General features: G+C 58.6%; 16 protein-coding genes and 1 pseudogene. 9 read left to right on the forward strand and 8 right to left on the reverse strand.

The window, feature by feature from the left end; translation table 11 throughout:
- Positions 1–146: 146 nt before the first annotated feature.
- The 4 genes from GGE33_RS21795 (at position 147) to GGE33_RS21810 (ending at position 3,321) form a co-directional block, all read left to right on the forward strand.
- On the forward strand, positions 147–1,772 hold the full coding sequence (locus tag GGE33_RS21795; RefSeq protein ID WP_183827901.1) for a bifunctional aspartate transaminase/aspartate 4-decarboxylase: 1,626 nt from the start codon (positions 147–149) through the stop codon (positions 1,770–1,772).
- A gap of 159 nt (positions 1,773–1,931) precedes the next feature.
- Positions 1,932–2,231 (forward strand): hypothetical protein, encoded by a 300-nt coding sequence (locus GGE33_RS21800; RefSeq protein ID WP_183828109.1) that lies wholly within the window; start codon positions 1,932–1,934, stop codon positions 2,229–2,231.
- A 235-nt stretch (positions 2,232–2,466) separates the two neighbouring features.
- Entirely contained in the window at positions 2,467–2,832 is a 366-nt protein-coding gene (locus GGE33_RS21805; protein ID WP_183827904.1) for a hypothetical protein, read from the forward strand.
- A 204-nt stretch (positions 2,833–3,036) separates the two neighbouring features.
- Positions 3,037–3,321 (forward strand): DsbA family oxidoreductase, encoded by a 285-nt coding sequence (locus GGE33_RS21810; protein ID WP_281388865.1) that lies wholly within the window; start codon positions 3,037–3,039, stop codon positions 3,319–3,321.
- 23 nt (positions 3,322–3,344) lie between these two features.
- Here the strand turns inward: GGE33_RS21810 and GGE33_RS21815 are convergent, their stop codons facing one another.
- From GGE33_RS21815 to GGE33_RS21850, 8 genes are all read right to left on the reverse strand, one after another.
- A complete protein-coding gene (locus GGE33_RS21815) occupies positions 3,345–3,839 on the reverse strand; it encodes a hypothetical protein (protein ID WP_183827910.1) in 495 nt (164 codons plus the stop codon).
- Between the two features lie 8 nt (positions 3,840–3,847).
- A complete protein-coding gene (locus GGE33_RS21820) occupies positions 3,848–4,519 on the reverse strand; it encodes a DUF4405 domain-containing protein (protein WP_183827913.1) in 672 nt (223 codons plus the stop codon).
- Positions 4,516–4,923, reverse strand: a complete 408-nt coding sequence (locus GGE33_RS21825) for a cytochrome P460 family protein (protein ID WP_246436379.1) — start codon at positions 4,921–4,923, stop codon at positions 4,516–4,518. Before GGE33_RS21825 ends, GGE33_RS21820 begins: the two co-directional genes overlap by 4 nt.
- Positions 4,924–4,981: 58 nt before the next feature.
- Positions 4,982–5,473, reverse strand: coding sequence for a (R)-mandelonitrile lyase (locus GGE33_RS21830; protein ID WP_183827919.1), 492 nt, complete (start codon positions 5,471–5,473; stop codon positions 4,982–4,984).
- Positions 5,474–5,476: 3 nt separating this feature from the next.
- A complete protein-coding gene (locus GGE33_RS21835; RefSeq protein ID WP_394353683.1) occupies positions 5,477–5,821 on the reverse strand; it encodes a carboxymuconolactone decarboxylase family protein in 345 nt (114 codons plus the stop codon).
- A gap of 150 nt (positions 5,822–5,971) precedes the next feature.
- A complete protein-coding gene (locus GGE33_RS21840) occupies positions 5,972–6,985 on the reverse strand; it encodes an alpha/beta hydrolase (RefSeq protein WP_246436354.1) in 1,014 nt (337 codons plus the stop codon).
- Positions 6,986–7,138: 153 nt separating this feature from the next.
- Positions 7,139–8,215, reverse strand: a complete 1,077-nt coding sequence (locus tag GGE33_RS21845) for an alpha/beta hydrolase (protein WP_183827924.1) — start codon at positions 8,213–8,215, stop codon at positions 7,139–7,141.
- A 128-nt stretch (positions 8,216–8,343) separates the two neighbouring features.
- Complete coding sequence (locus tag GGE33_RS21850; RefSeq protein ID WP_183827927.1) at positions 8,344–9,237, reverse strand: LysR family transcriptional regulator; 894 nt, start codon at positions 9,235–9,237, stop codon at positions 8,344–8,346.
- Positions 9,238–9,371: 134 nt separating this feature from the next.
- Here GGE33_RS21850 and GGE33_RS27570 point away from each other — a divergent pair, with 134 nt between their 5' ends.
- The 5 genes and pseudogenes from GGE33_RS27570 to GGE33_RS21870 all read left to right on the forward strand — a co-directional run bounded on the left by GGE33_RS27570 (position 9,372) and on the right by GGE33_RS21870 (position 13,277).
- Complete coding sequence (locus GGE33_RS27570) at positions 9,372–10,118, forward strand: MFS transporter (RefSeq protein WP_246436355.1); 747 nt, start codon at positions 9,372–9,374, stop codon at positions 10,116–10,118.
- Positions 10,006–10,809 (forward strand): MFS transporter, encoded by an 804-nt coding sequence (locus tag GGE33_RS27575; RefSeq protein WP_246436357.1) that lies wholly within the window; start codon positions 10,006–10,008, stop codon positions 10,807–10,809. Before GGE33_RS27570 ends, GGE33_RS27575 begins: the two co-directional genes overlap by 113 nt.
- A 14-nt stretch (positions 10,810–10,823) precedes the next feature.
- Positions 10,824–11,306: pseudogene (locus GGE33_RS21860) on the forward strand (aldo/keto reductase); the annotation flags it as partial.
- Between the two features lie 95 nt (positions 11,307–11,401).
- Positions 11,402–12,391 (forward strand): aldo/keto reductase, encoded by a 990-nt coding sequence (locus tag GGE33_RS21865; RefSeq protein ID WP_183827930.1) that lies wholly within the window; start codon positions 11,402–11,404, stop codon positions 12,389–12,391.
- Between the two features lies 1 nt (position 12,392).
- Positions 12,393–13,277 carry an FAD:protein FMN transferase gene (locus GGE33_RS21870; RefSeq protein WP_183827933.1) on the forward strand — a complete coding sequence of 295 codons (885 nt, stop codon included), beginning with the start codon at positions 12,393–12,395 and terminating at the stop codon, positions 13,275–13,277.
- The last annotated feature ends 440 nt before the right edge of the window (positions 13,278–13,717 follow it).

Genomic DNA, 13,717 nt, shown 5'->3' on the forward strand with positions numbered 1-13,717 from the left:
GGCGCTCGTTTTCGTAAGGCCGGGTTCGCCCGACCGCATATCCGCGCATATGCCGTGGCTTCGGAGATAATCATTTCGATCCGAAACCGCTCAACAGATCCACGAACTGAAACGTCCCACCCGTTCGGGTTGGCGAGGAGGATATTATGGGTGACGCAAGCATTTATGCGAAATTCGAAGAACTGAGCCCGTTCGAGATCAAGGATGAATTGATCAGACTTGCACAGGTCGACAAGGCCGGAAAGGCCTACCTCAATGCCGGGCGAGGAAATCCCAACTGGATCGCCACTCGAGCACGCGAGGCATTTTTTCTTCTCGGCCAATTCGCCCTGACGGAATCCAAGCGCACCTTCTTCGATGCTGAAGCCGGGGTGGCCGGCATGCCACCAACCAGCGGCTGCTACGATCGTCTCAAGACGTGGACTTCAAGGCGCAAGGCAGATCCCGAGACACCGGGAGCCGATACGCTGCAAGCTGCCGTCGATTTTGCAATCATGAAATTCGGGTTCGATCCCGACAAGTTCGTCAACGAACTGACGGACTCGATTATCGGCGATCACTACCCGGTACCGGACCGGTCGTTGGTCCACAATGAGGCCATAACCCATGAATATCTGATGTGGGCGATGTGTGCAGGTCACCGCCCGACGGCGAAGTTCGATCTCTACCCGGTCGAGGGCGGCACGGCGGCTATGTGCTATATCTTCAAGGCGCTGAAGAATGCTCGCCTGCTCAATCCCGGCGATACGATCGCGCTCGTCACGCCGATCTTCACCCCTTATCTCGAAATGCCGCATCTCGAAGATTACGCCCTCAAACAGATCCATATCTCGGCGGAAGCGGAAGATCGTTTCCAGCTGACAGACGACGATCTGCGACCGCTGGAAGACAAGACCGTCAAGGCGCTGTTCATCGTCAATCCGGGCAATCCTTCCGCCGTCGCCATCGATCCGGACTCCATGGGAAGGCTGGTCTCCTTTGTGCGCACCAAGAGGCCAGACCTGATGATCCTGACGGACGATGTCTACGGGACCTTCGTGCCGAATTTCGAATCCGTCATGGGGCATCTCCCCTACAACACGATCGGCGTTTATTCCTTCTCCAAATATTTCGGCTGCACCGGCTGGAGGCTCGGTGTCGTCGCAGTCGCCCAGGACAATATTTTCGACAAGACAATCCGGGCGATGCCGGAAGCGACGCAGAAGCTCATGGACGCCCGTTACAAAGCGCTAACGCCGAAGCCGCGCGACATCAAGTTCATCGACCGAGTTGTAGCCGACAGCCGCGATGTTGCACTGAACCACACTGCCGGCCTGTCCTTGCCACAACAGGTCATGATGTCATTGTTCGGCCTTGTGGAGATGATGGACGAGAACAAACTCTATCAAAAAGCGTGTATGGCGATATGTGAAAAGCGCTTCCAAATGCTTATGGATGGCATGGGCATCGAGTTTGCCGCCCGCCCCTATTTCGACCGCTATTACGGTGTCATCGACTACGAATACTGGGCGCGAAAATATGTCGGCGATGAGGTCACGGACTGGGTCAAGCAGAACGTGCACCCGCTCGACATTGCGTTCAAGCTTGCCGAGGATCACGGTATCGTTGTTCTGAACGGCTCTGGCTTCGAGGCGCCGAACTGGTCTGTACGCGTATCTTTCGCCAACCTACCGGACGAATCCTATTCAGCCATCGGGCGCGGCATCCGCTCCGTCGCGCGCGGCTATCTTCAGGCCTATCGTGCCGCTAAAGGACAGACAGCTCAGCCGTAAGTGTCGATGGGCCGGACAGTGTTGGCCCGCATGTTTCTCGCCCGCCCGCAATGGAGAGGCAAGACAACCACGCAGATAAATTGCCCCCGTCAATCTTGTGAGGATAAGACAATGCGATATCACCATACACAGGCGCGTTTTTCCTCCCTCAGGAACTCAATTCTTGCGGCTGCGACCATCTCGCTCGTGCATTGCCCGGCAGCCAACGCACAGGGACCGCTTGACGACTTTCCGCTCGTCATAACCTGCCAAAATAAGGACACCTATCATGTGTTCTATCTATCAAGGATAGCGAAAGACGGAACGGCAACCTTTACGGCCTCCGATCGACTGGCTGGAACGATCACAGTGACCGGGCAGGCAAAGGCGGTTGGTGACGCACTCTCAGGTGGCAGTTGCGCAGGAAAAAGCCTGGAAGATTTGCGGGCGTCTGGACAGGCACGCGATGCCAAACGCTGATTGGCGCTGAAGCGGTGATCACACCACGTGGCCGCAGTAGGCTGGCCTCATGACGAAGTGAGAGGACTGGACCCGATCTAGTGTTCGCCCCGTCGGAACTTTCCTATTAAAAGCCCCTCTTCACCTCGCAGCCCAGAGTAAATTGCGTAAAATCCGGTAAAATCTATCGCAGAAGCCACCACCATGGTGCTTCCTCATTTGAGCTTAATCAGAACGCCATGTGAAGGAGCAACCAATGAAGAAGCGAATATCGTTTCTTAATCTTGTGATAGCCCTGTCACTTTTGATCCTGGCGCAACCATCTGCCAATGCCCAAGAGACGATACGGAAAGAACATCGGAGAATGAATTGGGCAGAAAATCTGCCAGAATCGGTCAGGAAGTTTCATGGCAAACGCTTCACCGTTTTGTATTACCACACGCAGCATGAAACAGGGCACCATCCCAAGCCTGGAACAAAAAAAGAAATAGAAGCTATCCGATCTTCTGCGCGAGGGAACGAGTGGCTTGTAGCACAGCTGAGGGCAAGAAAGATCAGACCAGATGATATTCAGTGGGTTGAAAGAACTATGAATGGCAGCCTGATATTCTACATTAAATGACTCTTGCTTGAGGTTAGTCCAGGAATTTACTACGGGGTAATCCGCCTGATAAAAGTCATGATGGAGGCGGCATGAAACAAAGCCTGGGCTGATGTAATGATTTCTTCCAGGTCCTTCCATTTCTACGGCGTGCGCAAGGCCCGGCGGCAATTGCAACGAGAGCGGTAAGACATCTAAGCGGCGAAGGCTTGGGCGCCAAAGTGGCTGAGGTTCTTTTTCGAGGCCTACATGAATGACGGCGAGGCCACTGGCGAGCGCTCCGTGATCGAGCGGATCGCTAAAAGCATCGGTCTGAGCCCCGAAAAAATCGGCATTGTACTCTCATCCCCCAACATCGACGCCAATATTGAAGCGGATCTGCAGACAGCCCAAGAGATCGGCGTAACCGGCGTGCCGCTCTTCGTGATAGACGGCAAGGTGGCGCTCTCGGGAGCGCAACCGCGGGAGGTGTTCAACAAGGCTCTCGAGCGGGTTTTGCTTCAGGATTAAACGGATGGAGAGCGATCAGGCGATCATTTGCGACGCCGACGGTTACAGAATAGTGGAGACCTGATGGCGGCTTTGGGCCGAAAGCGGTCACTGACATAACTCTCAAACACCGCCTCTTCTGCCGCAATTTTAAGCGTGAGGAATTTACGCAGCAGCAGAGCCTTCTTATCGGTCTTTATGCCGTAGCCGTTCCCCCGGAGACGGCCATCCGGGCAAAGCTGACGGACCTGCTCGGTGGATTTGCGCTTGAAATCCCTTGGTGCAGCTTCGTGACGGTGTTGTTGTCCGGCCGAATGGCCCGCCCGGCTGACCAGCGTTTTGGACGCTGGATCGGGCGCAGCATCGGCACTCTGCTGGCAGCATTCGGTCTTTTTCGAGAGATTGCGATACGCATACGAAGGACCGCGAACTCTCAGCAGTGGACGACCCACCCAACGCTGACGATGAAAGCCAGAGCGGCTCCCATAGAAATTTGAAATCCCGAAAATACCATCGTAATTCCTCTCGCAAGTTCGCATCCGACATATCAACGCGTCACCCGTCTGATAAGATTTAGCCCATAGTACGTCACGAGCGCGCATAGACCGACAATCGACCCGTAGTTGACGAAGAATTGAAGCGTGCTTTCGTGGAAGTCCCACATGTCGAGCGAATAGGTCAGCATAAGCTTCGCCCCGAACGCCATCTCGAATGAGCTCTTCACGCCCCAGATCGAAATGGCCAGCGCCGTCACTCGAAGGACTATCGTGCGAAGCGTGTTCGGCAAGTTTAGACCCAGCGCCGACCGGACAGTACCCATCACGACTGGCCACCTCGTACCCAGATGAATTGCGATGATGAACAGCGTCCAGTATCCCGCAAACATGTGGATTTCGCGCACCGCGAATGCACCATCCAATGCCATGAACGAGAACAGATCGCGAGATATCAGCAGGCTCGTCGCCAGCATGACAAGCATCGCGACCGCCAGACAGACGATCGTGAAGATGTTGAACAGCCGGACTGCGTCGCGCCTGCCTTTTGCGACGTTCCCGTACCATCGTCTGTTGAAGACGTTATGGCCGATCACAAGCGCAAACAGCGCTGTGCCGAAGACTTCGTGAAAAAGGTTGTCGAGCCACCAATAGGCGAGACAGGCGATGATCAACGCGACGGCCAGGAAATCGAGAAAGAGTCGGACACGAAAGACAGTGGTCATTCGAATTCGAACCGGCGCATTTCGTTGAACGTGTATAGAAAGTCCCTGTCCGACCGCGACGTATGGCAGCGCTGACAGCGTGCGGTGTTCTCGTCCATGTTGATCGTACCGTCCGGCTTGAACCACTGGAACTGCCAGTCGGCCGTTCGGCGGTTCTCGTCGTAGTCCTGCCCCCAGTTTTCGCCCTTCTCCATGATGAAGTAGCGGAACACCTTTCCGTCGCGGTAGTCGACGAGAGCGACATGGGTGCCGTTCGGAATCGGCTGCCCGGCCTTGACCGCCTCAATGGCTTCACGGGTCGTCATGATGTGCTCGGTGACTTCACCGCGGTTCACTGTCGTATAGTGGACGAGCCTGTCGATGTCGGGCATCGTCGCGCGTGTTGGTTCGGCGTGAACCTGCATGCCGACCGTGAGGACGGTGGTGGCGACAACGGCGGCGGCACCGAAGGTTTTAAGGATATTACTCACCGACATCTCCGCTTTTCTGGCCATACTGTTCGTCGCTGACATGCTCCATCCAGTCGACGGTCTTGCCATCCAGGGCTTCGGCAATGGCGATATGTGACATGCCGCTTTCGGGAGCGGCCCCGTGCCAATGCTTGACGCCGGGCGGTATCCAGACGACGTCGCCAAGACCAATTCTCTGAATGTTGCCTTCCCAGTGCTGGACCAGTCCTACACCTTCCGTCACGACCAACGTCTGCCCGAGCGGGTGGGTATGCCAGGCAGTCCGCGCGGCGGCCTCGAAGGAGACGAGACCTCCTCCGACGCGGGCTGGCGAACTCGCCTGAAAACGGGACTGAACCTTCACGGAGCCGGTAAAATATTCCGGCGCGCCGGCGGTCGCCACCTGCGAGGCCGCACGCGTTACGGACACCTCACGATCAGGTTCGGCAAAGGCCGTGGTCGCCCCGAGCGCCATCGCGGCGGTCATGATGGACTTGGGATTCATGGCTCAGTTCTCCGCGAACACGTCTTTGGCGATAGCAACCGCCGAAACGGCGCTCGGCCAGCCCGAATAAAAGGCCATGTGGGTGATGGTCTCGACGAGTTGCTCCTCGGTCAGGCCATTTGCCTTCGCCCGAACGAGATGCGACCTGAGCTGATCCGGACGGTTGAGAGCGATCAGCGCGCTGACGGTCACGAGGCTGCGGTCACGCTGGGAAAGCTGCGGCCGCTCCCAGACATCGGCGTAAAGAACATCGTCGGTCAGTTCCGCGAGCTTCGGCGCGATGTCGCCCATCAGTTGCTGGGTCCGGGATTTTGCGGTCTCAAGGTTCGATGCTGGTTCCTGTGCCATGCTTGTCTCCAATCCGGCTCCGAGCACGATGGCTGCGCCGAGAATTCCCGACATGATTTTCTTCAAGATAGTTTCCTCTCTGGATGTTCTGGCCCGCACCGATCTGCCGACGGATGGGGCTGCGGGCGGCGCGCCCGGCCGGAATGACCGTCAGGCCGATGCGAGGTGGCGGTCGAAGAATGGCTTCAGCTTCGACAAGGCAGCATCGACATATTCGGGGAGCCAGTAGGTCTCGATGTGCTTCGCGCCTTCGATCTTGAAGAGTTCCTTGTCCTTCGTGCCGGTCGCCTTCGGGAAAGCGTCCTCGGTCATGTAGAGGGTGTCGGCGTCGCTGCCGGCGATCATCAGCAGGGGCACGTCGATCAGCGCGATCTCGTCGGTCGCATCCCAGCGCATCAGGTCCATCAGGCTGCTTGTCGTATAGCGGAAGGTCGATCCGGGATGGGCGTTGGTGCGCCAATAATACTCGTAGCCCTGGCGATAGAGATCGAACGGCAAGGCGGCGATCTGCGCATTCGTCATATTGGCGTCGCCGGAATAGAGGATTTCGCCACCGGCCGCTTCCTGAGCGCGGGCCGCGGATGCCTGCTGCAGGCGCTGCTGGATCGTGTCCATCTGGCTATCCTTGAAACCATTACGACGAACGCGTCCGGAGTTGAACATGCTGAGCGTTGCGAGCGCCTTGAAGCGCTTGTCGGTCTTGGCGGCTGCGAGGGAGTAACCACCGCCACCGCAGATGCCGAACAGGCCAAGACGCGCGGTATCGACACCGGGAAAACCGCTGATAAAGTCAGCCATGCCGTGGATGTCTTCGATGCGGTATTGCGGCCTATCGGTGCTGCGCGGCGCACCACCACTACCACCTTGATAGGCGGCATAGGCCGTGATCGTAATAAAGCCCTGTTCCGCCAGACGCTGGGCGTAGAGGCCGGTCGTCTGCTCCTTCACTCCACCGTTGGGATGCGCGAGCACGATCGTGGGATATTTCTGGGCCGGATCGTAGTTCGCCGGCGTGTAGACATTGGCAACGATGTCGAGGCCGTTGAGCTTGTATTTCACCGGATGGATATTGACCTTGCCCGGTTCGTTCTTGGTGATCGCGCCGTCATAAACGAGGGTAAACGGGTTCTGCTTGTAGTCGAGAGCGACTGCTTTCGTCGGCATTGTGGATACTCCTAAGATAGCACCGGAGACGATGAGAGCAGACGCTCCCAAAAACTCGCGTCTGTTTGGGCTGATGATATCGGTGGCCATTGCCTGGCTCCTTGTCTGTTCCGGTAAGGGTGTTGAAGCTCTTTTCGCGCCTGCGGCGGTGGATCAGTCGAGCTTCTTGTCGGCGAGGAATTTCGAGACCTGGTCGGCGATCTCAACGTTGTTCAGGTCCGACATCAGAAAGTGAGTACCGCCCTTGATGCCGACGTCGGGCAGATGGACGAGCGTGGCATCGCCGCCATGCTTGTTGACGGTGTCGACCCAGAGCTTGGCCATCGCCAGACGCACACGCCAGTTGTCCTGACCGCGTTCGCTGGTCGGCTCGACCGGGAAATTGTCGCCGTAGTAGATGACGATCGGCAGCTTGGTCAGCTTCTCGAAATCGGCGACGGGCACGGCTTCGCCCTTGAGCGTGCCGGCCGCACTCGGCATGTCGGCCGGAACCTCACCTTCCGGGAAGATGAAGCCACTGCCGGGCTCAAGTGCCACGATGCCCTTGACGTTGGTGTTCTTGATTGCCGTGAGCCAGCCCGGGCCACCTGCTTGCGAATGGGTGAAGAGGATGGCGGGTCCGGTCTTGTCGAACAGCGCGGACATCGCATCGGAGATCACGTTGGCATCGTAAGGCCCGGTATTGGGAGTGACCGAACGGAGGAACTGGTTGAGGGCTTCAGGGCTGCGGTCGAACTGGACGTTCTGAAAATAGTCCGGCCATTTTCCAAGCCGGAACTGGTCGAAAAAAAGCTGGTCGTAGGGTGTCGGCTCGATCGTGGCCGCCACGGTGGAATTGCCAGCCCGCCCACGGCGCGGCTGATCGACGAGATAGGTGGAGAAGCCCTTACGCAGGAAGATGTTCTGGAATCCCTCGCGACCATCAGGCGTGGTTTCCCAGCTCCGGGCGGACTGGAAGGCTCCATGCAGCATGACGATCGGCAGTGGCTTCGGGTTCTGCGGCTTCTGGTAGAAGACGTAGGCATGGTCGCCATGCAGGGTCTGACCCGCAGCGGTCGGCGCATTGTTTTCATAGGTGCCGGGTGTGGCCGCTACCGAACCACCGACCGCAAAGCTACCCTGCTCCTGAATGATCAGGGGCTCCGGCTTTGGCGCTGTCTGGGCGTAAGCCGTGGCCGAGGAGAGGATCAGTGCGGAAACCGCAACAGCGGAAAGGGTTCTGGTGAACATGATCGCGATACCTGCCTTGCAACATGAAGTTGGACAGAGGCTACGCGAACGCCATTCAGGTGATTAGATACCTATTTCCGATTGAACGTATTAGCCTGCCTTATTAATCACGTTCCGTTGATTACCCATCATCCGCGATATCGCAGCGCGTCCACCACGAGGGCGAAGGCCGGCGAGGCGTGGCGGCGGTTCGGGTAATAGAGGTGATAGCCGGGAAACGGCGCGCACCAGTCTTCAAGCACCCGGATCAGTTTTCCCTGCGCGATATCGTCCGCCACGAGGTCATCCGGCATGTAGGCAAGGCCGAAGCCGCGTCTCGCCGCATCGAGACGCATTGCGATGTTGTTGAACACCATCTGCCCCTCGACCCGCACCTTGAGTTCATGCCCGTCCTTCTCGAACTCCCATGCCAGGATATTGCCGTAGGTCGGCATCCTGATCTGGATGCAGTTATGTTCCGTCAGGTCTTCGGGGACTTCCGGCCAGGGGTGTTGGCGAAAATATGATGGCGCGCCGACAACGGCCATCCGCATCTCCGGTCCGATCCTCACTGCGATCATGTCCTTGGCAAGTTGCTCGCCCAGGCGGACACCCGCATCGTAACGTTCGGCGACGATATCGGTCAGGCCGTAGTCGACGGTGATCTCGACGTTGACGTCGGGATTATCAGGAAGAAATTTTTCAAGCGCGGGTGCCAGCACGGAGATCGCGGCATGTTCGCCAGCCGTGATCCTGACGGTGCCCGCGGGTTTGTCACGCATCTCGCTGAGCGCTGCCAGTTCGGCCTGGATTTCATCGAACCGAGGGCCTGCTGTCTGGAGAAGACGTTCGCCTGCCGCCGTGGGCGATACCCGGCGAGTCGTGCGGGTCAGCAACCGAAGCCCGAGGCGCTCCTCGAGACCGCGGACGGTCTGGCTAAGTGCTGACTGCGAGACACCGAGCTTCACGGCTGCCCGCGTAAAACTCTCCTCACGCGCGACCGTGACGAATGCGACCAGATCGTTGAAATTCTCCTGCGGCATTCATTAGGCATCCTTATAGCTTCATCCCGATTACTGCCCCTAATCGACATGGTCGGCAAGAGCTATCTTCTCGTCAGCACAATGCAGCTTTGCCGTGGAGGACGGCGAAAGCCATCCAAATCATCGGGATTTCAATGCCACACGGAAACACCGCCACCTCACCACCACACAAGACCGCGATCCTGGCTATCATCCTGATCAGCTATGTGATGATCGTGCTCGACATCTCGGTCGTCCTCACCGGTCTGCCGAAAATCCACAACGAACTCGGCTTTACCGACGCCGGGCTTGCGTGGGTCCAGAGCGCCTACACGCTCACCTTCGGCGGTTTTCTTCTGCTCGGTGCACGGGCCGGAGACATCCTCGGCCGTCGCCGTATGTTCGTTATCGGCATTGCGATCTTTACCGTCGCATCCGTCGCAATCGGTGCGTCGCAGTCATCGGCATGGATGCTGTCCTGGCGTGCCGTCCAGGGACTGGGTTCTGCCATTCTCGCGCCAACCACGCTGGCGCTTCTGCAGACCACCTACGACGAAGGCGAAGAACGCGTCCGAGCGGTCTCGTTCTACAGTGCGGCGGCAGGCGTGTCCGCGACAGTCGGTCTTGTCGTCGGCGGCCTCCTTGCCGACTGGCTCTCATGGCGCATCGGTTTTCTGATCAATCTTCCGATCGGCATCGCCATGATCATCGCAGCACGTATCTACATCCACGAGACGAACAGACGTCGGAACGTTAGACCTGCCCGGCGCAGTGACGTCCACGCTGGGCATGGGTGCCTTCGTCTACGGCTTCATCCGGTCCGCGCAGGCAGGCTGGGATACAACGACTTTCGCTACCATTGTCGCAGCCATCTTCATTCTTTGTGCGTTTGTCTTGATTGAGCGACGTGCCAGCCAGCCCATTCTTCCGCTTCGCTTGTTTTCCGACATGGAACGTTCGGGAGCCTATGCAGGCCGCGCCCTCTATATCAGCGCGATGGTAGGGTTTTTCTTTTTCACGACCCTATATCTCCAGCAGGTCGCGGGCCTACGCCCCGCATTGGCAGGCCTGGCCTTCGTACCGGCGACGATGCTGCATGTCCCGATCGCGATCATCGTTCCACGGCTTATTCGGCGCTTTGGTCACAACACGATCCTGATCACGGGTATGCTGATCGGCATCGTGGCCATGGTATGGCTCAGCCGCGCGAGTGTCGGATCGAACTACTGGACCGCTGTCGCGTTACCGATGATCCTGATCGGCATCAGCCAGGGCCTGACACTTAGCCCGCTCACCTCATCCGGTGTGGCGCGTGTTGCTCGTGAGGATGCAGGTGCCGCCTCTGGTGCGGTAAACGTCGCGCATCAGATCGGCAGTTCCGTGGGACTTGGCATCCTCATCGCCATAGCGGCGATCGGTTCTTCGGGCCTGACAGGAGCTGACCTGACCGCCCACAGGGTTTCTCATGCGTTCGATGCCGGCACCATCATGCTGGTGGCGACACTGCTGATCTCGATTTTCACAATCGTTCCTGCCGCCCGGCGGCAGGCTCTGTCCCAGGAAGAAGCCGCGCAAGCCAAGTGCGCGGCCTGATCAAGGAAATGACAATGAAAAAACGAACCCTCGGAACACTTGAAGTCTCGTCCCTTGGCCTCGGATGCATGGGGCTCAGCCACGGCTATGGAGCGGCGACAGACACCAGGGATGCCATTGCCCTCATCCGCACCGCTTACGATCACAGTGTCACCTTCTTCGACACGGCACAGGTCTACGGTCCGTTCACCAACGAGGATGTCGTCGGCGAGGCACTGCAGCCGATCCGCGACAAGATTGTGATCGCCACGAAGTTCGGCTTCGAGCTTCCGAGCCCGGACGGCGGCCAACACATGAATAGCCGGCCCGACTACATCCGCCAGTCGGTAGAGGGGTCGCTGAAGCGTCTGCGCACCGATGTCATCGATCTGCTCTACCAGCATCGCGTCGATCCGAACGTGCCGATTGAGGACGTTGCCGGAACGGTCAAGGACCTGATCGCAGAGGGCAAGGTCAAGCATTTCGGGCTGTCGGAAGCTGGCGCGCAGACCATTCGAGATCGCGGACGCGCTCTCGAAGATCGACATCGTCGGAGACAGATATCCCGCGCACCTCCAGGCGCGCGTCGGCAAGTGACATCAGGAGAATGACAATGAAAACCAGAAAACTCGGAAACCTCGAAGTCTCCGCCCTCGGTCTCGGATGCATGGGCATGAGCTCGGCCTATGGCCCCGCCGCCGACAAGGCAGAGATGATCAAGCTGATGCGTTTCGCCCATGACGAAGGCCTTACCTTCTTCGATACCGCCGAGGCATACGGCCCCTTCGTCAACGAGGAACTCGTCGGCGAGGCTCTCGCCCCGATCCGAGACAAGGTGGTGATCGCCACCAAGTTCGGCTTCGATATCGATCTGGAAACAGGTGAACGTCGTGGCGGCACCAACAGCCGTCCGGAGCATATCAAGGCCGTCGCCGAAGCAAGCCTGAGGCGGCTCAAGACCGACCGTATCGATCTCTTCTACCAGCACCGCGTCGATCCCGCCGTTCCGATCGAGGACGTGGCGGGTGCGGTAAAGGACCTGATCGCCGAGGGCAAGGTCAAGCACTTCGGCCTCTCGGAGGCAGGCGTCGGCACGATCCGCAAGGCACACGCTGTCCAGCCAGTCGCTGCCGTCCAGAGCGAATATTCGCTGTTCTGGCGTGGCCCCGAGACGGAACTGCTTCCCGTGCTCGAAGAACTGGGGATCGGTTTCGTGCCCTTCACCCCGCTCGGTGCAGGTTTCCTGGCGGGCAAGATCGATGAAAACACCAAATTCGACGCGACCGACTTTCGCAACGCTGTCCCGAGGTTCACGCCCGAGGCCCGCAAGGCGAATTATGCGCTGGTCGATGCGATTACTGTGATCGCCGAGAACAAGCGCTCGTCCCCAGCGCAGGTGGCGCTCGCCTGGCTGCTCGCCCAGAAGCCATGGATCGTGCCGATCCCCGGCACGACAAAGGAGCACCGTCTCAAGGAGAACATGGGAAGCGTCGATCTCGAACTGACGTTGGCCGACCTTGAGGAGATCGCGTCCGTGCTCGCGAAGTTCGAGGTCGTCGGCGAGCGCCTGCCCGAAGCTGTCCTGAAGATGACTGGCCTCTGACATGGACGGCGTGTCGTCCTCCCGTTTCAAGTTCGATGCCATAGGCACGTCCTGGGAGATCGACACGCCTGCACCGCTCGCAGCGGAAATCCAGGAGTATATCCTGGACATGGTCGAGCGCTTCGACAGCGTCTATTCGCGGTTCCGGGACGACTCCATCGTCACGCGGACTGCGAACGCAACGAATGGCGGAACATTCGACTTTCCCGCAGACGCGATCCCGATGTTCGATCTGTTCGATCGGCTTCATGCGATGACCGACGGGGCTGTCGATCCATTGGTCGGTCGCGACCTCGAACTGCTGGGATATGATCGGCAGTGTTCCCTCACGCCTCAGAGAATGGAGGTAGGGACTTCCCACCCGACATGGTACCGCGATGTCATCCGGGATGGCAGCAGGCTTACGACCCGTAGGCCGCTGGTGATCGATCTCGGAGCGGTTGGCAAGGGTGCGCTCGTCGATAGTGTCTCGGAACTGCTACTGGCCGCTGGTCTTGAGGATTTTATCGTCGATGGTAGTGGTGACATCCGCCATCGTGGCAGCCACGCGCTGGAGGTCGGCCTCGAACACCCTCTCGATCCGGGCGCGGTGATCGGGGTGGCCAGCCTGAGCAACGCCTCCATATGCGCATCCGCGACCAATCGGCGAACGTGGGGCAATGGTCTGCACCATGTCATCGACGCCCGCACCGGAATGCCGACTTCCGACGTCATCGCAACTTGGGTGATCGCGGCCGACACGGCGACGGCCGATGGGCTCGCGACTGCACTTTTCTTCGACGCGACCCAGCCGCTGATGGCAACCTATGACTTCTCCTTCGTCCGCATGTTTGCCGATGGCCACCTCGAGGTCTCCGACAATTTTGAAGGGGTGCTGTTCACATGAGAAAGAACCACGATGCTTAACCAGACAAGGAACATTCTCTTAAGCACCATTCTGACGATGACGCTCGCGGGAACGGCGGAAGCACAAAGTGCTCGCCCTTCCCGCTATGCCGACGGGGTGTACGCGGCGACAGGCGAATATGGAGGACAACCTTCACACATCACCGTCACGGCGACACTCAACGAGGGAGTCATCGCTGCCGTCACCGTGACGCCGCATGCCTATGTCCCTATGTCCCTCGTTCCCTCGAACTCCAACGTGCCTTCGCGGCCGCCGTGCCGAGGATGGTGGTCGGCAAACGCATCGATCAGGTCAGGGTCGGAAAACTGGCGGGTTCCAGCGGCACGCCAAAAAGATTCAACGATGCCATTCTTCAGATCAAGCAGCGGGCCGAACGAGGATGAGCGCGGGCCGAAGACGCGACGCTACCGACCGTATGC

It is taken from the genome of Aliirhizobium cellulosilyticum, from assembly GCF_014198105.1.
Lineage (GTDB): Bacteria > Pseudomonadota > Alphaproteobacteria > Rhizobiales > Rhizobiaceae > Neorhizobium > Neorhizobium cellulosilyticum.

Excerpts from the sequence above, each read along its gene's own strand:
- GGE33_RS21795 (WP_183827901.1), top strand. The coding sequence starts at position 147 with ATGGGTGACGCAAGCATTTATGCGAAATTCGAAGAACTGAGCCCGTTC.
- GGE33_RS21805 (WP_183827904.1), top strand. The coding sequence starts at position 2,467 with ATGAAGAAGCGAATATCGTTTCTTAATCTTGTGATAGCCCTGTCACTT.
- GGE33_RS21815 (WP_183827910.1), bottom strand. The coding sequence starts at position 3,839 with ATGCGAACTTGCGAGAGGAATTACGATGGTATTTTCGGGATTTCAAAT.
- GGE33_RS21820 (WP_183827913.1), bottom strand. The coding sequence starts at position 4,519 with ATGACCACTGTCTTTCGTGTCCGACTCTTTCTCGATTTCCTGGCCGTC.
- GGE33_RS21825 (WP_246436379.1), bottom strand. The coding sequence starts at position 4,923 with ATGCAGGTTCACGCCGAACCAACACGCGCGACGATGCCCGACATCGAC.
- GGE33_RS21830 (WP_183827919.1), bottom strand. The coding sequence starts at position 5,473 with ATGAATCCCAAGTCCATCATGACCGCCGCGATGGCGCTCGGGGCGACC.
- GGE33_RS21835 (WP_394353683.1), bottom strand. The coding sequence starts at position 5,821 with ATGGCACAGGAACCAGCATCGAACCTTGAGACCGCAAAATCCCGGACC.
- GGE33_RS21840 (WP_246436354.1), bottom strand. The coding sequence starts at position 6,985 with ATGCCGACGAAAGCAGTCGCTCTCGACTACAAGCAGAACCCGTTTACC.
- GGE33_RS21845 (WP_183827924.1), bottom strand. The coding sequence starts at position 8,215 with ATGTTCACCAGAACCCTTTCCGCTGTTGCGGTTTCCGCACTGATCCTC.
- GGE33_RS21850 (WP_183827927.1), bottom strand. The coding sequence starts at position 9,237 with ATGCCGCAGGAGAATTTCAACGATCTGGTCGCATTCGTCACGGTCGCG.
- GGE33_RS27570 (WP_246436355.1), top strand. The coding sequence starts at position 9,372 with ATGCCACACGGAAACACCGCCACCTCACCACCACACAAGACCGCGATC.
- GGE33_RS27575 (WP_246436357.1), top strand. The coding sequence starts at position 10,006 with ATGGGTGCCTTCGTCTACGGCTTCATCCGGTCCGCGCAGGCAGGCTGG.
- GGE33_RS21865 (WP_183827930.1), top strand. The coding sequence starts at position 11,402 with ATGAAAACCAGAAAACTCGGAAACCTCGAAGTCTCCGCCCTCGGTCTC.
- GGE33_RS21870 (WP_183827933.1), top strand. The coding sequence starts at position 12,393 with ATGGACGGCGTGTCGTCCTCCCGTTTCAAGTTCGATGCCATAGGCACG.